At 59.9% G+C, this 18620-nt stretch carries 16 protein-coding genes; 4 read left to right on the top strand and 12 right to left on the bottom strand.

The features are described from left to right. Nucleotides 1-20: 20 nt before the first annotated feature. The 4 genes from F757_RS0118480 to F757_RS0118465 form a co-directional block, all read right to left on the bottom strand. Entirely contained in the window at nucleotides 21-353 is a 333-nt protein-coding gene (locus F757_RS0118480; protein ID WP_027212681.1) for a DUF2322 family protein, read from the bottom strand. 83 nt (nucleotides 354-436) lie between these two features. Continuing rightward, a complete protein-coding gene (locus F757_RS0118475; RefSeq protein ID WP_027212680.1) occupies nucleotides 437-2353 on the bottom strand; it encodes an SMP-30/gluconolactonase/LRE family protein in 1917 nt (638 codons plus the stop codon). Between the two features lie 82 nt (nucleotides 2354-2435). After that, entirely contained in the window at nucleotides 2436-3077 is a 642-nt protein-coding gene (locus tag F757_RS0118470; RefSeq protein ID WP_027212679.1) for a DsbA family oxidoreductase, read from the bottom strand. Between the two features lie 96 nt (nucleotides 3078-3173). Next, nucleotides 3174-4172 (bottom strand): SDR family oxidoreductase, encoded by a 999-nt coding sequence (locus tag F757_RS0118465; protein ID WP_027212678.1) that lies wholly within the window; start codon nucleotides 4170-4172, stop codon nucleotides 3174-3176. Between the two features lie 171 nt (nucleotides 4173-4343). Here F757_RS0118465 and F757_RS0118460 point away from each other — a divergent pair, with 171 nt between their 5' ends. The 3 genes from F757_RS0118460 to F757_RS0118450 all read left to right on the top strand — a co-directional run bounded on the left by F757_RS0118460 (nucleotide 4344) and on the right by F757_RS0118450 (nucleotide 7626). Beyond that, nucleotides 4344-6179 (top strand): thiamine pyrophosphate-requiring protein, encoded by a 1836-nt coding sequence (locus F757_RS0118460; protein ID WP_027212677.1) that lies wholly within the window; start codon nucleotides 4344-4346, stop codon nucleotides 6177-6179. 198 nt (nucleotides 6180-6377) lie between these two features. Beyond that, nucleotides 6378-6962: a glutathione binding-like protein gene (locus F757_RS0118455; protein ID WP_027212676.1), complete on the top strand. Its 585-nt coding sequence runs from the start codon at nucleotides 6378-6380 to the stop codon at nucleotides 6960-6962. Between the two features lie 46 nt (nucleotides 6963-7008). Next, entirely contained in the window at nucleotides 7009-7626 is a 618-nt protein-coding gene (locus tag F757_RS0118450) for a hypothetical protein (protein WP_027212675.1), read from the top strand. Nucleotides 7627-7629: 3 nt separating this feature from the next. Here F757_RS0118450 and F757_RS0118445 read toward each other — a convergent pair whose 3' ends face one another. Both F757_RS0118445 and F757_RS0118440 read right to left on the bottom strand, forming a co-directional pair. After that, the gene (locus F757_RS0118445) at nucleotides 7630-8730 is read right to left on the bottom strand and encodes a lactonase family protein (RefSeq protein ID WP_027212674.1); all 1101 of its coding nucleotides are present in this window, start codon (nucleotides 8728-8730) and stop codon (nucleotides 7630-7632) included. A 42-nt stretch (nucleotides 8731-8772) separates the two neighbouring features. Further along, entirely contained in the window at nucleotides 8773-10323 is a 1551-nt protein-coding gene (locus tag F757_RS0118440) for a methyl-accepting chemotaxis protein (RefSeq protein WP_027212673.1), read from the bottom strand. A gap of 256 nt (nucleotides 10324-10579) precedes the next feature. Here F757_RS0118440 and F757_RS0118435 point away from each other — a divergent pair, with 256 nt between their 5' ends. Beyond that, a complete protein-coding gene (locus F757_RS0118435; RefSeq protein ID WP_027212672.1) occupies nucleotides 10580-12253 on the top strand; it encodes an FAD-dependent oxidoreductase in 1674 nt (557 codons plus the stop codon). Nucleotides 12254-12263: 10 nt separating this feature from the next. Here F757_RS0118435 and F757_RS0118430 read toward each other — a convergent pair whose 3' ends face one another. From F757_RS0118430 to F757_RS0118405, 6 genes are all read right to left on the bottom strand, one after another. Further along, the gene (locus F757_RS0118430; protein WP_027212671.1) at nucleotides 12264-12956 is read right to left on the bottom strand and encodes an OmpA family protein; all 693 of its coding nucleotides are present in this window, start codon (nucleotides 12954-12956) and stop codon (nucleotides 12264-12266) included. Between the two features lie 43 nt (nucleotides 12957-12999). Then, the gene (locus tag F757_RS0118425; protein WP_027212670.1) at nucleotides 13000-13764 is read right to left on the bottom strand and encodes a flagellar motor protein; all 765 of its coding nucleotides are present in this window, start codon (nucleotides 13762-13764) and stop codon (nucleotides 13000-13002) included. Between the two features lie 81 nt (nucleotides 13765-13845). After that, on the bottom strand, nucleotides 13846-15081 hold the full coding sequence (locus F757_RS0118420; RefSeq protein ID WP_027212669.1) for a Crp/Fnr family transcriptional regulator: 1236 nt from the start codon (nucleotides 15079-15081) through the stop codon (nucleotides 13846-13848). A gap of 233 nt (nucleotides 15082-15314) precedes the next feature. Then, on the bottom strand, nucleotides 15315-16166 hold the full coding sequence (locus F757_RS0118415; RefSeq protein WP_027212668.1) for a carbohydrate ABC transporter permease: 852 nt from the start codon (nucleotides 16164-16166) through the stop codon (nucleotides 15315-15317). 9 nt (nucleotides 16167-16175) lie between these two features. Then, nucleotides 16176-17147, bottom strand: a complete 972-nt coding sequence (locus F757_RS0118410; RefSeq protein WP_027212667.1) for a carbohydrate ABC transporter permease — start codon at nucleotides 17145-17147, stop codon at nucleotides 16176-16178. Nucleotides 17148-17288: 141 nt separating this feature from the next. After that, a complete protein-coding gene (locus F757_RS0118405) occupies nucleotides 17289-18542 on the bottom strand; it encodes an ABC transporter substrate-binding protein (RefSeq protein WP_027212666.1) in 1254 nt (417 codons plus the stop codon). Nucleotides 18543-18620 lie beyond the last annotated feature (78 nt).

The following is an 18620-nucleotide window of genomic DNA, read 5'->3' as shown; positions in this document are numbered from 1 at the left end:
ACGCGCCGCGCAAGCTTACATCAGCCCGCCGCAATCACGTCGATACGCAACGCCGGCGCGCCCGCAGCTATTGCAAGAAGATGATCGACGTTCGGATGAGCACCGGGCCTGTTGCGGGCGTCGGCCCTATGCTCGCCGAACACGGCGAGGCCGTGCTCGGCCGCTTTCGCATCGAGCGTACCGAAAGTCTGTTGCAGATAGTTGTACACCGCAAGCGAGCCCAGTTTGCCGGGCTTGTTTTCGATGCTTGCCGCCACCGCACCCTGCGCGTCGATCAGATCGATACGCGCAATGCCGTCGATGGCGGGCAATTGCGCAAGGTTCTCCTTGAATACATTGCTCGGCTGAATCACTCTAGCCACTCCTTTAAGCGGGGAAATTGTCACGAGGGCCGTATCTTATCCGATGGTCCCCGCGCGAAGCAGCCGCTCGCCACTCATGGCGTCCAGCGATGCACGATGATGCTCGATCCGTTGTAGTTATCTTTCGTGACTACGTACTCGCCGCTCGCGCGCAGAAAGGCCCGCAGCCCGTACATCGAATCGACGTCGTTGCCCACGTCCACTGTACCGGGGCTATTGTTGATGAGTGTCGCGTCGAGATTGCCGGTATTCAGATTGAAAGCGTCGATGTTCGGCACCGTATGCACGTAACCGACGAACAGATAATTGCCGACTGCCGTAATCGACTTCGGATTCGCGCTGGTGAGATTGATCACCGGTTGGGGCCGCGTGGTGTTGCCCGCGCTCCAGCCGTGATAGACCTCGATGCGCGACTGCATCGCCGTCCAGTCCCAACTGCCTGCCACGCCTTGAGCAAGAATCATTGTGTCACTCTCGGGCAGATAGATGATGCGCGTGAGCGGCCGGATGCTCATTGGAATCTTGATCGTGACCGCAGGCCCCCACAATGGTTTGCCGTTGCCATCGAAACCCGTGAGCGGGTAGTGATAGATATGGTTGGTTCTATCGAGACCGGCCCACACGTCGCCACGGCTGTCGATGCAAAAGCCCCCCGTCACCTTCACGGTGGTATTGAACGCGGGCCCAGGCAGCGACCCATCGGGTATCGCAATGTAGCCGCTTGCCGCATTGAAATGGTAGAAGTTGAACGTATCCGGATTCTGGCCCGACGCAACCAGAATCCGGTTCCCGCCAACGGCGACCATCTGACCGAAATGCTGACCGCGCTGGGTGTCGTTTATGTCCAGGCGCGGATCGGACGGATAGGTGAAGGGGTCGATCGTATTTGCCACAAAAGTACCGCCTGCACTGCCTGTGTAGATGTGCGCGCCGCTGTAGAAATACGCGCCGTCTGTCAAAGGATCCGGCGCTGCCACCGCTTCGAAATTCAGCGCCTGCAACTTCCATTTCAGATTGCCGGCGCTGTCGTATGCATGCAGATCGGTCGGCCCATTGCGGCCCAAATCCCAGCCGCCGCCCCACGGATTATTCAGTACGTACAGGTTGCCCGCGGCGTCCTTGCCGATGCCCGCTACGCGCGTAAAGCGCTTGTCGCCAACCTGACCTTTGATTCCAGTGGTGGTGTTCAGATAACCGCCTTGAATGCCGAAGGTGCCGGCCAACGTGGGTGCACCCGCCACGTTGTAGATCTTGATGTTCATGTCGGGGCCTTCGTCGCCGACCATCAGGCGTCCCGTGGACGCATCGAAATACAACGCCGAAGGTCGCGATGCGGCGGGCATCTGAATCGTCTTCAAGGGCGCACCGCCCGGGCTGAACTGCGCGACGACACCGGCGCTCTTTCGCGCGACCCAAAGATTGCCCGCGCCATCGAGTGCAAGCGCGCCGGGACCGGTTACCGCGAAATCCTGCTGCCACACGCCGTCGGTCGTATAGACGCGCACGCGGTTGCCATAGAAGTCGCTGACATAAAGCAGCGTGCCAGCGGTGGCGAGCCCCGTGATGACGTCGGCGTGAGTGATGCCGGTCCACACGCTCACGGGAATGCGAAGTTCGAGCGCTTTGGTTGCACGGTTGTAGCGTCCCACAGAGCCGCTGCCGAACGTCCTGTTGTATTGCAACGCGGTGAAAATGGAGGTTGCATTGCCGGTAATCGCGCTGCCCTGAAAATCGGCGTGTGTGCCTATAGAACCCAGGCTCTGGCCGTTCTGATAGATCGCGACGCCGCCCGCGTTTTCGTCCCATAGCGACGAGGTATAAATCACGCCTTCCGGCGTGACCCACATCGAGCGTGCACCGTTGCCGACGTGCGCGGCGAGCGTGCCATAGGTATTGGCGAGCCAGTCGGTCGTGTATTGCGCCTGGCACACGCAGGCAAGCGCCATCAACGCGAAGCCGAGCAACGCGGCGTAGATTCGTTTAGCAAGCATGAACGGAAGTCCTCCGGCAGTACTTCGTCAAAGTCATAACAAGCCTGCTCATGCACAGGCGTTCAGATACGGAAGTGCCGGCCTAGGCTTCGGCCAGAATCTGCGAAATGACCTGCTCGAAGGTCTCGACAGGTTGCCCGCCGCTCACGAGATAGCGGCGATTGAAGATGATTGCCGGCACGGACTGAATGCCCTGTGACTGGTATTCATGTTCTTCCGCGCGGACTTCTTCGGCATAGTCGCCGCTTTGCAGGACCTTGCGGGCCGCGTCGGCGTCGAGTCCTACCGACTGTGCCGTTTCGACCAGCACGTCATGATTGCTCGGATCGCGGCCCTCGGAATGATACGCACGCATCAACGCGAGCTTGAGCGGCAACTGCTTGCCCTCCATACCGGCCCAATGCAACAGGCGGTGTGCATCGAACGTGTTGTACACATAAGTGCGCGGGCCAAAGGTAAAGCCCACGCTCGCACCGCGCTCGCGGATCAGGGCCTGCGTTTGCTCGATCTGCTCCGGCGTACGCCCATATTTCTTGCCGAGATAGTCGACAATCGCTTCGCCCTCGGGCCCCATCTGCGGATTCAGTTCGAACGGGTGCACGACGATCTGCGCATCCACTGCATCTCCCAGGCGCGACAATGCAAGTTGCAGCGACGAGAGGCCGATTGCACACCAAGGGCATGCAATATCAGAGACGAAATCGATGGTGAGGGGTTGCGACATGGTTTTCCCAAAGGCTGTCTGAATAAGCCTATTGTCACCGATCCAGATTACTCTCGTGCGACGCCTAGCAAAAACCATGCGCTAGCTGGCCTTAAATTATGCGCGACGGTTTTTTCTGACCAGCAGGCCAATACCGCCTGCGATTCCGATGCCAGCCAATGCGCATAGAATGCCCCGATGCCGAACCGCACACATCTCCAGGCTCGTCGATCTGGACTCGAGGTCAAAGCGGCCGTGTGCGGCGTAATCGCCAGGCACGGGCTCAAACAGATTGCCGGGCGCATCGGAAGCGAGCGGCTCGTCGGTAAGCTGCCCTTCATAGCCGGCCTTGGCCAGATATCTGTCCAGCAGCCCCGGTGCAATGAAGTTCGCAAGAATCGCCTTGACGGTCGGAAAGCCCACCCAGACCTCGCGACGCTTATGGGTTGCGGCGAAGTAGATTGCACGCGCGGCCACTTCCGGCTGGAAGATCGGCGCAACGGGTTTAGCCTTTCTTCCCATCTTGTTGCGCGCCCAATCGAACTGCGGTGTATTCAGTGCAGGCAGATCGACCATCGTCAAATGCACTTTGAGGCCGTCGTGGATGATCTCGGAGCGCAGCGCGTCGGTAAAGCCGCGTACCGCGAATTTCGCCCCGCAATAAATGGATTGCAGCGGCACTGAGCGATAGCCGAGCGCGGACCCCACGTTGACGATCGTGCCGCGATTACGCACGCGCATGCGCGAGAGCGCGGCCATTGTGCCGTGAACCTGGCCGAGATATGTCACGCGGGTCCCGCGCTCGAACTCTTGCGCTGTAAGTCGGGATACGGGCGCAAAGACAGTGGCCATTGCAACATTGACCCACACGTCGATAGGCCCGAGCTCTGCTTCTGTGCGCGACGCGGCCTCTTCCACCTGTTCCGCCTCGGCAACATCGGTCGGGAGGGCCAGTGCGTGCACGCCATATTGGCGCTCCAGTTCCATAGCAAAGCGCTCGAGCCGCGCGCTGTCCCGTGAAAGCAATGCAACGTTATAGCCGTGCCGCGCGAATTCCGCCGCAGTAGCGCGCCCTGCTCCCGCGCCCGCTCCAGTGATCACGACCACCTTGTTCATAGCGAATCCCTTGCAACGCCTGGCAACCGCCCTTGCGCACAACCGGCCAGCAAAAACCGCGCCCGCTGCGCTGATGCAACCAGCTCGGGCTTCGTTCTTTCCGAATGAAAGAACGCGGAACAAGGTTTGCAGCCAGTCTGTTGTGACGGTTTCTACTTTGAGGAGTTGTCCATGTCCACTACTGTCGGTGACTTTATCGTCGAGCGGCTTCACGCGTGGGGCGTGCGCCGGATTTTCGGTTACCCCGGCGACGGCATCAACGGCGTGTTTGGCGCGTTGAACCGCGCACAAGCCGAAGCAAAAAAGCGTCACAAGACGACCGATCAACCGGGGCCGATCGAATTCATCCAGGTTCGTCACGAGGAAATGGCGGCCTTCATGGCATCTGCCCATGCAAAATTCACCGGAGAACTCGGGGTCTGCATCGCGACCTCCGGGCCAGGTGCATCGCACCTCGTGACCGGACTCTACGACGCCCGCATGGACCACATGCCTGTGCTCGCAATCACGGGCCAGCAGGCGCGCGCGGCGCTGGGCGGCCACTATCAGCAGGAAGTCGATCTCGTCTCGCTCTTCAAGGACGTGGCAGGCGCGTTTGTCGGACAGGCCTCGGTGCCCGCACAAGTGCGCCATCTCGTGGATCGCGCGATACGTACCGCACTTGCCGAGCGCAAGGTAACGGCCCTTGTACTGCCTAACGATCTGCAGGATCTCCCATATGAGCCCCCGGCGCGCAAGCATGGCACCCTGCACTCGGGAGTGGGCTATCGCGCACCCCGGCTCGTTCCTCAGCCTGACGATCTTCAGCAGGCCGCCGACGTGCTCAACGCCGGCAAAAAAGTCGCGATTCTCGTCGGTGCTGGAGCACTGCACGCCACCGATGAAGTGATCGCCGTCGCCGAAAAACTCGGTGCGGGCGTGGCAAAGGCGCTGCTTGGCAAAGCCGTGCTGCCCGACGATCTGCCTTGGGTCACAGGCTCTATCGGCCTGTTGGGCACCAAGCCGAGTTACGACCTGATGACCGAATGCGACACCTTGCTGATGATCGGCTCCGGATTTCCCTATGCAGAGTTCCTGCCTAAGGAAGGGGCGGCGCGCGGCGTGCAGATCGACCTGAAAGCCGACATGCTGAGTCTGCGCTATCCGATGGAAGTTAATCTCGTCGGCGATAGCGCGGAAACGTTGCGAGAGTTGCTGCCATTGCTCGAGCACAAGCAGGACCGCGCATGGCGCAACACCATTGAAGGGTGGACCGCCGACTGGTGGAAGACACTTGAGAAACGCGCACACGAGCCCGGCAAGGACGCGGTCAATCCCCAACGCACAGTGTGGGAACTGTCACCGCGCATCCCTTCGAATACCATCGTCACAAGTGATTCGGGATCCTGTGCAAACTGGTATGCCCGCGATCTGAAGGTCAAACGCGGCATGATGTGCTCGTTGTCGGGCGGGCTCGCTTCGATGGGCGCGGCGGTACCGTATGCGATTGCTGCCAAGTTCGCTTATCCGGAGCGCCCCGTCATCGCTCTCGTAGGCGACGGAGCCATGCAGATGAACAACATGGCGGAACTCATCACCGTATCGAAGTACTGGCAAGGCTGGGCCGACCGGCGCTGGATCTGCATGGTGCTGAATAACCAGGACCTGAACCAGGTCACGTGGGAACAGCGCGTGATGGAAGGCGACCCGAAGTTCGAGGCGTCACAGGACATTCCTTCCGTGCCTTATCACAAGTTCGCGGAATTGATCGGCCTGAAAGGCATTTACGTCGACGACGCCGAACAGATGGGCGTGGCCTGGGACGCAGCGCTTGCCGCAGACCGTCCGGTCGTGATCGAAGTGAAGGCGGACCCGAACATTGCACCGTTGCCGCCGCATATCACGCTCGCTCAGGCGAAGGCGTTTGCATCGACGCTGCTCAAGGGCGATCCCGATGAGGGCAATGTCATCGTACAGACCGCGAAGCAGGTTCTCGGCGCGGTACTTCCCGGCCACCACGACAGCTAATGTGCGCCGCGATGAAGCGCTCACGCTGCTGCCGGTAGCTGCCGGCAGCTGCCGGTGGCTGGCGGTGGCTTCCGGCGGCTCATGGACTTCTAAAGCCGCGTCCCGCCACCGCCGCGGTATTCACGAGCGAGGCGAACCAAGGCATGCGGGATGCTGCGCAATATGACTCGCCAACCGTTTTCCAAGGAGGGCCACATCATGAAGCTCTACTACTCGCCCGGCGCGTGCAGTCTCGCCGACCACATCGCAATGCACGAAGCGGATTTGCAGTTCGACCGCGTGCGCGTCGACCTCAAGACAAAAACGACCGAAAGCGGTCAGAAGTTCGACGATATCAACCCGAAGAGCTATGTGCCGACACTCGAATTCGACGACGGCCAGCGGCTCACCGAAAACGTCGCCATCCTTTCCTGGGTGGCGCAGCGCAAGCCCTCCCTCGGACCGTCAGGCGAACTCGGCACGACACGGTTAGTCGAAATGCTGGCATTTATTTCGACGGAGATTCACAAACAGTTCGGCCGCGTATTCAAGCCGACATCTGATGAGGAAGCAAACGCCGCGCGAGAAAAAATTGGCCAGCGCTTTGCACTTGTGTCGAACATGCTCCAAGGCGACTATCTGTTCGGAACAGAGGCAAGTGTCGCAGACGCCTATCTGTTCACCATGCTTTTGTGGGCGCACAAAGTGAGCATTGATGTGCCGCAGAAACTGGCGGATTTCGAGCGACGCATGCGCGCGCGGCCCGCAGTACAACTGGCCCTGAAACACGAAGGAATCGAATGAAGCAACGGGCTTGCAAGGCCCGAGCCGGCGTTTCACTGGGTGAGCCATGTCGACCGACCCTACTCTCGCGATCCTGATGTACTTCGTGTTGCCGGTGTGGCTTGCAGCCGGTTTCGCGGACTGGCTGTGCCATCGGGCCACTCATATCGAATCCACCACGGGCGCGAAGGAATCGGTGATTCATCTGTTGATGTTCGCCGAGGTGGGACTGCCGCTCCTTACCGCAATCTTTCTCGAGATCAACGCGGGCATCATTCTGTTGATGATCGTCGCGTTCTTTGCGCACGAGGCGACCGCGCTATGGGACGTCAGCTACGCGGTCGGCGGGCGCAAGGTAACGCCGTTCGAACAGCACGTTCACAGCTTTCTCGAACTGGTGCCGCTCATGGCTATAGTGCTGGTCGTGTCACGTCACTGGTCGCAATTCCAGGCGTTGCTCGGCCTTGGCGGCGAACCCGCGCGGTTCGAGCTCGTTGCAAAGAGCGAGCCGTTACCCGTCGCTTATATCGTCACGCTGTTCGCACTGATTCTGGTGTTCGAGCTGCTGCCTTACCTCGAAGAACTATGGCGAGGACTGCGCACGCGACGACGCGATTTTGCATCGGCGCGTGCGGGTGCGCGTGCGGGTGCGCGCGCGGGTGCGAGTGGCCGCAGCTCGCCTTGATCATCAATCGGCGTTGGACCCGTCGAACTGCACGATCTCGATCCAGTTCGCGCCCTTGCCGACTGGATACTGCCCGAGTGCGCTCAATGCACCCGTCTTGCGATCAATTCGGTAAGCGCTCAGGTTCGTCGACAACTGGCCGACTGCGAGTAGATAATTGCCCGAAGGGTCGACATTGAAGCCGCGCGGCTGCTTTTCCGTCGAATACGTACCGATGCGCGTCAGCTTGCCCGTGGCACGGTCCACGCGATAAGCAGCCAGCGTGCTCGACGTGCGTTCCGATGCATAGACGAAGCGGCCGTCGGGCGTGGTGTGAACATCCGCACCCCAAGGCTTATCGCCGGAAAAATTGGGCGGCAGAATGGAGATGGTCTGCAGCGGTTTGACCGCGTCGCGTTGTTTGTCGAATGCGAGAACATGCAGCTTGCCATCGAGTTCGTCGATCAGATACGCAAAGCGCTGATCCGGCGAGAACACGAAATGGCGCGGGCCCGACTTGGCGGGCAGCGAATAGGCCGGCGTTGCGTCTTCAGTCAGTGCGCCGTTCGACGGATCGAATTTCAAACGCAACCATGCGTCGGCGCCCAGCACGGAGGCGAAGACGTAACGATTATCCGGAGCGTTGCGAATGGCATGGGCCATGGGGCCCGTCTTGACGATCTGCTGAACCTCGCCAGCCACGCCGTTTGCGCCAATGCTGTTTACTGCAAGCAGGTTGCCGCCATACGACGCCGAGAACAGATAACGGCCGCTCGCGTCGGTCGACACATAAGCCATGCTTTCCGCGAGCGGCGCTTTGCCAAGTTCCGTCAGGCGTCCATCAAGCGGATTGACCGCAAAGCTCACCACGCGATAAGGCTTGGAACGTAGCCCGGCATACAGCCGCAAATGATTCGGAGAGAAAGCCATCGGCATGACAGTGCCGCCCACGTTCACTGTTTCGACGGGCTTTAGCGTCCCATTCGTCGGATCGAGGCTGAAGACCGAAATGTCCTGACTGTCCGCGTTCGACACATACGCATAGGTAGACGCATGCACTGAGGCGGACAGCGCCGCGCCAGCCAGCAGAATTGCAATCGCACGCGAGACGGCTTTAACGCTCATATTTGTTTCCCGATCCAGTGAGTATGAATTGTTTGACGCCGGTTAGTGCAGGCGGAATGCCGACACCGCGTCGGTCATGGACTGCGCCTGATGCTCGAGCGCGCTCGCAGCGGCGGCGGCCTGCTCGACCAGAGCGGCATTCTGTTGCGTCACCTGATCCATCTGGCTCACGGCTTTGCCCACCTGTTCGATGCCCGCGGTTTGCTCGGCCGTTGCCGAAGTGATCTCCGCCATGATAGTGGCAACGCCCTGCACCGCCCCGACGATTTCATTCATTGTCTGGCCAGCTTGGGTCACGAGTTCATTGCCGTTGCGCACGTCGTCGACGGAAGCCGAAATGAGTGACTTGATTTCCTGCGCGGCGCTCGCACTGCGTTGAGCAAGCGTGCGTACCTCGCCCGCCACGACGGCAAAACCGCGGCCCTGCTCGCCCGCACGCGCAGATTCCACTGCGGCATTGAGCGCCAGGATGTTGGTCTGGAAGGCGATGCTGTCGATCATGCCGGTGATCTCGGCGATCTTGTGCGAGCTCGCGGTGATCGCGGTCATGGTCTGCACCGCGCGCTGCACGACGTCGCCGCCACGCTGCGCGACATCGGCTGCGCTTGCGGCGAGCGTGCTCGCCTGGCGGGCGTTGTCCGCGTTCTGCCTGACTGTCGACGTCAGCTCTTCCATGCTCGCCGCGGTTTCCTCGAGCGAAGCCGATTGTTGCTCTGTGCGGCTCGACAAATCGAGGTTGCCCGCCGCGATTTCGCGCGCACCGCCATGAATCGCCTCGCAATTCACACGCACGTTCGACACCGTATGCGCGAGTCCGGCCTGCATTCGCGACATCGACCTGAACAACTGGCCGATCTCGCTCTTGCCGCCGTCTGGAATGGACGCGGTCAGATCGTTGCCCGCAATCCGGTCAAGCAGTTTCGACGCCTGCTGCAACGGCCCAATCACAATGGTGCGCAACGCAAAGTGCGTCGCGACGATCAATGCGAGCGCAAGCGCGACGCCTGTTATCACCATCGCGACGATCAACCCATATTCGCGTTCGTTTCTCGCCGCGGACTCCTTCGCAAGCGCGCCCGCCAGATTCTGGAATTTCTCCACGTTCGCCGAATAGACCTGCCCGGCAAGCGTAATGTCGCGATCGTTAATGGCGACGTAGGCGTCGGTATCGCCACGCTGCAGCGCCTCGAATGCCCTTTTGAGCGTGGCTGCCAACGCATTGGACGAGTCGACTAGCTGCTGCTTCAGCGCATCGTCCTGTCCCATGAATCGGGACGCGGACGCGAAAGCACGCGTTTCGGCGTCGGCGCGATCGAGGGTGCGCTGCGCGCTGCCAAGTGCGGAGTCGCGGGTAGCGACGTCGTTGCGCTCCTTGAGCGCCGCATAAGCGCGGGTCAAGGCAGCGCGAGTGCGCGTGCTGTCCTTGTAGCCGTCGTTGGCGAGTATCTCCTGGGTGGCAATCTCCTGAAGCCGCTGCGCGTTCTCATTCGAGCGGCCAAGCGCGAATATGCCGACGACGCCGCCAAACATGATCATCGCGGCAAAAACGACGAGCACTGCAAGTAAGCTCTTTTTTACTGTCAAATCGCGCATGCTTCCCACACCCTCTTGATTGTCTATTTCTCTCAAATCGTTTACGGCAAAAAACGCCGGGAACTTAAGCGCCGCCGCCCGCGCAGGCATAGGCTCTTTGCTTACGCACTCTTTACTGCCGCAGGGTCTCTGGCGCACAATCGCAGCCAAAGCGGCTATCCACGGCTTTCCTTGTGCTGCCGATTGTTCGCATCCCAACGCCAATCCGGCAGCGCAGCGACGGCCGGCAACATGCGTCTTTCCAATCGGACCTTTCATGAGCGATAAAACTTCTGGCAAGCGTGAAGATCTGCTGGCAGGCGGCAGCCGTCACCACCAGATCTTTCCAAAGCTGAACGACGCGCAGTTCGCGGTCCTCGAACGATATGGCGAGCGGCGCAAGCTGAGCGCCGGCGACGTATTGTTTACCGAAGGCGATCGCCATATTCCGATGTACGCGATCGTCTCGGGCACCATAGAGGCAACGCGCGGCAGCGGCGACAATCTGCATGCTCTCGGCACTCACGGTCCCGGCAGCTTTACCGGCGAAGTCGGCACCCTTGCGGGGCGGGGCGCCGTGGCGTCCGCGCGTGCAACGAGCGATTGCGAGGTGATCGTCATAGACGAGGAATCGCTGCGCGCGCTCGTAATTGCCGAAGCCGAATTGAGCGAGACGATCATGCGCGCGTACATTCTGCGCCGTGTCGCCTATATTCAGGACCAAAGCGGCGGGGTCGTCGTAATTGGCAGCTCCGCCTCTTTCCCGACACTGGTGTTGCGGCACTTCCTGAGCCGCAACGCGCAACCGTCGGCGTATTTCGACATTGCCGAGCATGAAGAAGCGAAAGTACTTCTCGAGCGCTACGGCGCCACGGAAGAAGATCTGCCGGTACTCGTCACGTTGCAAGGAGTCGTGCTCAAGCGTCCGACGAATCGTGCCGTTGCGGACGCAATCGGCCTGAGTCCCGACCGTCTGAACGGCGAACGGTTCGACGTGGTCGTGGTCGGCGCGGGCCCAGCGGGACTTGCCGCGGCCGTATATGCGGCATCCGAAGGGTTGAGAGTCGCGGTTCTGGACACAAAAGCACCTGGCGGCCAGGCCGGCACCAGCTCGAAGATCGAAAACTACTTTGGATTTCCCACCGGCATCTCGGGTCAGGCTCTTGCCGGGCGCGGGCTTTCGCAATGCCGCAAATTCGGCGCGGAAGTGGGTGTGCCAATCGAGGCGCTCGGCATTGAATGCGACAAGGGGCAGCCATTTCATATCCGCCTCAGTCACGACGAGCACGTTTATGGCCGCGCAGTGGTAATCGCGACAGGCGCGCGTTATCGAAAGCCGGAGCTCGCGCGTCTAGAACATTTTCAGGGCCGCGGCGTCTACTACAGCGCCACGTATATGGAAGCCGCGTTCTGCGGCAACGAAGAGCTCGTCATTGTGGGTGGAGGCAATTCGGCGGGACAGGCAGCGGTGTTCCTGTCCGGATTTGCGCGCCATGTGCACATTGTGATTCGCGGTGAAGGGTTGGCCGCGAGCATGTCTAACTACCTGATCCGACGTATCGAGGCGGCGCCCAACATCACGGTTCATGTGCGAACGCAAATCGTCGCGCTGAATGGCGAAGCGCATCTCGAGTCGATTCACTGGAATCAGCAGGGAAGAATCGAAGAGAAGCCTATTCGCCACGTGTTCCTGTTTCTCGGCGCGCAGCCCAATACCGGCTGGCTGGGCGACTGCGTCGAACTGGACAGGAACGGCTTCGTGCTCACCGGACCGGATGTCGCCCACAAGTGGACCTCCGAGCGCCCCGCGCATTTCCTCGAAACGAGCCGGCCGGGCATTTTCGCAGTGGGCGACGTACGCAGCGGCTCGGTGAAGAGAGTGGCAGCAGCCGTCGGTGAAGGCGCGGCCGCCATCCAGTCTCTTCACCAGTACCTTGCACTGGACGTTTGACGCGCGATAATCAATATTCGACGAGTATCGTTACCCGGCGATTAGCGGTGTTGGCCGCCGCGTCGTTGCCAATGATCAGCGGGAAATTGTCCGCACGCCCGATTGCGGCCATGCGGTGCGCCTGAATGCCCTTGTCGGCGAAAAAGCGCACCACAGCCCCCGCGCGCGCGGACGACAGTTCCCAATTGGATTCGTACTTCGCGGTGGCTATCGGCAGACTGTCGGTGTGTCCTTCCACCAGAATGTTATTTTTTGCGCGATCGCGCAGCACCGTCGCAATCTGATTGAGCACGCCGTACGACTCCGGCAAAAGGCGCGCATCGCCCGAAATGAACAGTACTTTCGCATTGATCGCGATTTCCACGCCTTGCGGCGTGTGCCCAATCGTGATCTGGCGATTGTCCTGCAACGGCGCGAGCAATGAGAGAAGTTGCTTTTTCGCGGCTTCTTTCGCGTTCGCTGCATCGGCCCCGGGCTGCACGTTCACCGCCTCCTTCACAGGACGATGTTGCAGCGTCTTGATCTGCAACTCGCTGTTTTTCGCGAGCTGCAACACATAGAGCGCGAGGAACAGCACCATCAGCGTGGTAATCAGATCGGCATACGAGATCAGCCAGCGGTCCGACTGCTCGCCGCTATCGTGCCCGTCATGGTGTTTGCTATCGTCCGTCGTGAGACGCTTGCTGCCAGTGGTTGTGCTCATACACACGAGTCCGCGATAAGTTGTGCCCGTTTTTTCGATGCGACTAGCCGAGCAGTTCGGCAGAGCGCTCGCGTACGTCGCCCGCCAGACGCGTTTCGATGGTGTGCGGCGATTCCTTGCGCGAGATGGCGAGCAGGCCGTCCAGATAGAGACGCCTGAAACGCAATTCGCTGTCCACCTGCGCGCGGATTTTGCCGAACAGCGGCAGAAACACCAGGTTCGCAAGCGCGAGACCGTACAGCGTCGCAACGAACGCGACGGCTATGCCCTGCCCCAGTTGCGATGGCTCGAGCATATGCCCGGTCACCTGAATCAGGCCGAGCACGGCGCCGAGAATGCCGAAGGTCGGCGCATAACCACCCGCCTGTTGCCAGATGCGGGCAGCCGCCATGCAATTGCGCTCGTAAGCGTCGACTTCGCGTTGCAACGCATCTTCGAGCACCGCCGTGGTCACGCCGTTTGCGAGCAGTTCGAGACCGCGCTTGGCAAATGGACTGATGCCCTTCGCCTCGATCGATTCGAACACCAGCATACCGTTCAGCTTCGCCTGGTCGCCCCATTCGAGCAGAACGGACAGACTCTTGCGATCCACTTGCCGTGCCTTCACGAAAGCGAAGCGCAGCAGTTTCACACCGTCATAAAAGCGTGCCCAGGTGTTCTGGATCATTACCGCAGCCAACGTGCCGCCAAGCACGATGACAAACGCCTCCAGCTGAATCAGCGACGTAAAGTTGCCGCCTTCGAGCGAGAAGCCCGCGACGATTGCCGCCACCCCGAACACTGCGCCAAATACCGTCAAAAGATCCATACGTCCTCGCGAGCGGCTGCACGAGCCTGCAAATTACAGTTAAACGCTACGTCCGATCGTGTCGGGCGAACCTAACGGGCGTCACGACTCGGCGGGTGCTGCGTGCGCCGCGGGCGACTTCAGCGCCCGAACCGTTTCAATGAAGCGCTGCTCGATCTCCACGATCTCGACCGGATCGATTCTGATCTCGCGCCGCATTACCCACGACACTTCTTTCTTGCGCGCTTCGGTCATGACGGATTGCAGGCGCTCGTCAATGGGCTGGCCGGCCGACGCGGAAAGAAGTTTTGCGAGGTCATAGGTATCGAACGCGCTCACTGCTTCGAACAGGGTTCGCTGATCGATGAACTCCAGGTCGTCGAGCGATTTCAACTCTGCTGCACCGCGCGCAGTGCGGCGCGAGAAGTAGCTCAGGCCCTTCTCCTCGACGTAATTGAGCACTTTGGACTTGCGGAACGCGAAGATGTCTTCGGCGATCTCCGCGTGCGAGAGCTTGTTCAGAATCACTTTCCTGTCCACACCGATCAGTGCTTCCAGATCGTCGAGTTCGATCAGCTCGAGTTCGCTGCTGATCGAAACGTCGAGATCATGGTCGGCCACCTGCTGCGCGCGGTCGGTGATTTTCACCGGATCGAACGTGACGAGTTGGCGGCCCGTTGCGCCCTCGCTCGCCGAATAGCGTCCCGCCGTGTTGTTCAGCCGCTCGGAGCGCCCCGCTTCAATCGACACGAGGTTGAGCTTTTCCATCCGCTTTAGCATGGCCATCACATGCGGGCGCGAATGGCCCGCAATTGCGTTGCATTTCTTGATGACTTCCGAAAGCGGAATGGAGACTTCTTCGTTTTGAGGGCGGCGTGCGCGCGCATCGAAGCGGTCGTTCATCTCGGCGCCTGCCATCAACGACAGAACATGCGCGTAGGAAAGCACGCCGGGAAGAAAGTCGGCATGCGTATTGGTCGCGAGAATGTCGTCTTTCTTTTTTACGCGCCGAATCATCGTGCGCACGATGTGGCGCAAGAGGGGCGACACGCGTTCCAGTTCTTCTTCAACGATACCGCCCGCGATAGCCGTCAATTGACAGAAGCTCAGCGCCTTGGCGGTGTGGGCTCGGGGCTCGGGCGGCAACAACGCCGCTTCGCCGAAGAATTCGCCCTTGCCGAGCGTGGCCAGAATGACCTTTTTTTCATCGCACTGAGTGGAGATTTCGACTTTGCCATCTGCAATGACGTAGATGACGGCGTCGCCCACGAAGCCTTCGGAATAGATGACTTCCCCCGGAGCCGCAGTGCGCGTCCATGGCGAGCGTTGTTGGTTCAAGATTGGTACCCCCGATGAGCTTTGGTCCAGCGCATGCCTTTCTTCAAGCACGAGTCAGTTCGACGGTCTGACTTATTTCACTGGATAACGACAAAGCCGTCCCAATCTTTAATTAGGGCAAACGTGGTGGAAATTGAGCAAACGTTTGCTAGCGCTTCTTGGAAGGCCCGGCGCTCGTTCGCGGAACGCAAATTCTCGTTGGAAGGCTCGCGTGGAACGACCCGTCGGTTGCGTCAACCCTTGGTCGCACCGAACGTCAGGCCGGCGACAAAGTGCTTTTGCATCGCGAAGAACATCGCCACCGAAGGCAGCGCAGCCAGAATGGAGCCCGCCGAAACCAGGTTCCACGCAGTCGTCCATTGACCCTTCAATGCGGCGACGCCCACCGTGATCGGCGCGGCGTCATCCCCTTGCGTTAAACATAGCGCCCAGAAGTAATCGTTCCAGACAAAAGTGAAAACGAGGATCGCCAGGGCCGCCAGGGCGGGCCGGATCAACGGCAGCACGATCTTGAAGAACACCGTCCATTCGTTCGCGCCTTCGATGCGAGCTGCCTCGACGAGTTCGAACGGCAACTGCTTGATGAAGTTGCGCAGGAACAGCGCACAAAACCCCGTTTGAAACGAAATATGAAAGAGGATCAGCGCGCTGACGGAATTGAACAGGCCGAGTTGCAGCGACAGGTCGCGCACGGGAATCATCAACACCTGGACCGGCACGAAATTGCCTGCGACAAACGTCGCGAACAACGCGGAGTTGCCGCGAAAACGATAGATTGCGAGCGCAAAACCCGCCATTGCCGCGAGCGCGATCGAACCGACCACCGCTGGTACAGTAATGAGCACGCTGTTCCAGAAGTAATGCAACATGGGCGAGCTGGTGAGCGCCTCGCGGTAGTTGTCGATTAGCGCGAAGTGCCTGGGCCAGCCCCAGTAGTTGCCTTCGCTGAGTTCTTCCGTGGAGCGCACCGATGTGACGAGCACCGCGATCATCGGCAGAAGCCAGATCAGCAATGCGATAGGCAATGTCAGTTTGTAGGCGCGGCGCGTGGCCGGTTTCCATTTGTCGATTGGAATGGGAAACATGGTGGCTCCTTATTGCTCCGCGCGCAGCATCCGCCGCAAGTGGTAAACGATATACACCAGCATGATGCCGAACAGCACGACAGCGACCGCCGCCGAATAACCGATGCGGAAATACTTGATTGCCTGGTCGTACATGTAGTAGGCCAGCACCGTCGAGCTCTCGAACGGACCGCCGCCGGTCATTACCGATATGAGGTCAAAGCTGCGCAATGCGCCAATTATCGTGACGACAATCGCCATGAACGTGGTGGGCCGCAATTGCGGAAGGATCACGTGCCACAACATCGACCAGCCGCGTGCTCCCTCCATACGTGCCGCCTCGATCTGCTCGGCATTGAGCGATGTCAGACCGGTCAGATAAAGAATCATGCAATAGGCCGTTTGCGGCCACAGTGCGGCAAATACGATGCCGAAAGTCGCATAGCGCGGATCGCCGAGCACCGGCACCCCGTGCCCCAGAATCATCGCGAGCAGACCGAAAGTCGGGTCGTAGAACCACGAGAAGATTAGCCCAACCACCACGCCGGACAACACGAACGGTGCAAAGAACAGCGACTTGACGATGCGAATGCCGGCCACCGCCTGGTTAAGGTACAGTGCGACCGCGAGCCCCATCGGCGGAGCGAGCAGAAAGAGCAGCAGCCAGATGAGATTGTTCTTTAGCGCCGTGTAGAACGTCGGAGCATTGAACAGTTCGACGTAATTGGCGAGGCCGACGAAAGTCGGCTCAGTCATGCCGTCCCAGTTGAAAAAGCTGAGGCGGATTGTCGAAAGGATCGGCCAGATCACGTAAATGGCGACCATCACGCAAGCCGGCGCGAGAAACAGAAAGGCAGCACGCCGCTGGCGCCGCGCGGTGGGCGAAGGACGGCGCCCCGGCGCGCGCGCGTGAGCACTCGATGCGCTGCCCGGCGCCGGCAAGCCGGAACCGCCCGGTGCAACGGATCCGCCTACAGTATGGCGGGTGACGGAATGCGACAAGATGACCCTCCGATACCATGCAAAGCTGTCGGCAGGAGTTTGCGCTTTAGCGCTTACTCCTGCCCCATGCAAAGCTGTCGGCCGGAGCGACCCGCTCCCGCCAGATACAACAGTCAGCGGCCCTACGGCCGCCACCCTTGCCTACTTCTTATAGATGCGCTTGCGAGTCTGCTCGAGCTGCGCAAGCACGCTGTCGAGTTTCGACGGATCGGAAACGAACTGCTGCATTCCCTTCATGCCTTCATCGGCCATTTCCTTCGTCATGTCGCGATCGTAGAACTGCGCAATCCCGCCCTTCGTATTTGCAAGGATCTGAAAGCCGATCTTCGAAATGGGGTCTTCCGGCTCGGGAGATTTGCTGTTCGCCGATAGCGAGCCAAGGCCCTTGGCCAGCTTTGCGCCGATTTCCGGTGTCTCGACAAAAGCGAGGAACGTGTGTGCGTCTGCCTTGTTCTTCGCCTTCGACGGGATATGCAGCGATTCCACCGGACCGTCTTCCGCAGTCGGTACGTTGGCATCGATAATAGGAAACTGGAAATAGCCCATTTCAGGCTTTACGTTCGCCGGGAAACCCGCGGTAATGAACGTGCCCATCAACATCATTGCGGCCTTGCCCTGGAACAGGAACGGCTGCACGGCGTCGAGATCGTACGAAAGCGAGTTGTCGATGAAATAGCCGGCGTCTATCAGTTGCTTCCACGTCGTATAAACCTTCTTCACGCGCGCGTCCGTGTACGGCACTTCGCCCGCCATCAGCTTCTGATGAAACGCGTTGCCGTTCAGCCGCAGGTCGAGATAATCGAACCAGCCGGCGAGCGTCCATGCATCGCGGCCCGCCACGGCAATGGGCGTAATGCCGGCTGCCTTCAGCTTCTTGCAGTCGTCCAGAAACTGGTCCCACGTTTTCGGTTCGCCGGAGATGCCCGCCTTCTGGAACAGATCCTTGCGATAGAACATGCCCCACGAGTAGTACACCGTGGGCGCCGCATATTGCTTGCCCTTGTACGAAGACGCTTCTTTCGTCGAAGCGTACATTTCGTTCCAGCCGTTCTTCGTCCAATCGCCGCTCAGGTCTTCGAAAAGACCGCGCTGCGCGTAATAGGCCATGCGTTCGCCGTCATGCCAGTTGACGATGTCCGGCGCGACCGTCGAAAGCCAGCCGGGCAGTTGCACCTTGTAGGCTTCTTCGTCGATAAACGACACCTTTACGTCGATACCGGGCTGAGCCTTCCTGAAGTCGTCCACTACCGATTGCCAGACGGCGCGCTGGCTCGCGCCCTTGAACGCAATGTTGGCTGTCAGCGTGCCGGCCTGCGCGGGGCTGAGAACGGACGCTCCGAGTGTGGCTGCAGCGAGCGCGAGTGTCAGCAGAACCTTGCGTGGTTTCATTTTCATGCTACCTGTCTCCTTTATTTCTTGATCTTGCGTCGTTGTCGTGAGTGTTTGCAATGCCGGCTTGAAAACGTCCCGTTA

The sequence above is a fragment of the Burkholderia sp. WSM2232 genome, from assembly GCF_000472545.1.
Classification (GTDB): Bacteria; Pseudomonadota; Gammaproteobacteria; order Burkholderiales; family Burkholderiaceae; genus Paraburkholderia.
This window is presented reverse-complemented; position numbering and strand designations above follow the sequence as displayed.

Coding starts and splice junctions, on each gene's coding strand:
- F757_RS0118475 (WP_027212680.1), bottom strand. CDS start 2,353: ATGCTTGCTAAACGAATCTACGCCGCGTTGCTCGGCTTCGCGTTGATG.
- F757_RS0118470 (WP_027212679.1), bottom strand. CDS start 3,077: ATGTCGCAACCCCTCACCATCGATTTCGTCTCTGATATTGCATGCCCT.
- F757_RS0118465 (WP_027212678.1), bottom strand. CDS start 4,172: ATGAACAAGGTGGTCGTGATCACTGGAGCGGGCGCGGGAGCAGGGCGC.
- F757_RS0118460 (WP_027212677.1), top strand. CDS start 4,344: ATGTCCACTACTGTCGGTGACTTTATCGTCGAGCGGCTTCACGCGTGG.
- F757_RS0118455 (WP_027212676.1), top strand. CDS start 6,378: ATGAAGCTCTACTACTCGCCCGGCGCGTGCAGTCTCGCCGACCACATC.
- F757_RS0118450 (WP_027212675.1), top strand. CDS start 7,009: ATGTCGACCGACCCTACTCTCGCGATCCTGATGTACTTCGTGTTGCCG.
- F757_RS0118445 (WP_027212674.1), bottom strand. CDS start 8,730: ATGAGCGTTAAAGCCGTCTCGCGTGCGATTGCAATTCTGCTGGCTGGC.
- F757_RS0118440 (WP_027212673.1), bottom strand. CDS start 10,323: ATGCGCGATTTGACAGTAAAAAAGAGCTTACTTGCAGTGCTCGTCGTT.
- F757_RS0118435 (WP_027212672.1), top strand. CDS start 10,580: ATGAGCGATAAAACTTCTGGCAAGCGTGAAGATCTGCTGGCAGGCGGC.
- F757_RS0118430 (WP_027212671.1), bottom strand. CDS start 12,956: ATGAGCACAACCACTGGCAGCAAGCGTCTCACGACGGACGATAGCAAA.
- F757_RS0118425 (WP_027212670.1), bottom strand. CDS start 13,764: ATGGATCTTTTGACGGTATTTGGCGCAGTGTTCGGGGTGGCGGCAATC.
- F757_RS0118415 (WP_027212668.1), bottom strand. CDS start 16,166: ATGTTTCCCATTCCAATCGACAAATGGAAACCGGCCACGCGCCGCGCC.
- F757_RS0118405 (WP_027212666.1), bottom strand. CDS start 18,542: ATGAAAATGAAACCACGCAAGGTTCTGCTGACACTCGCGCTCGCTGCA.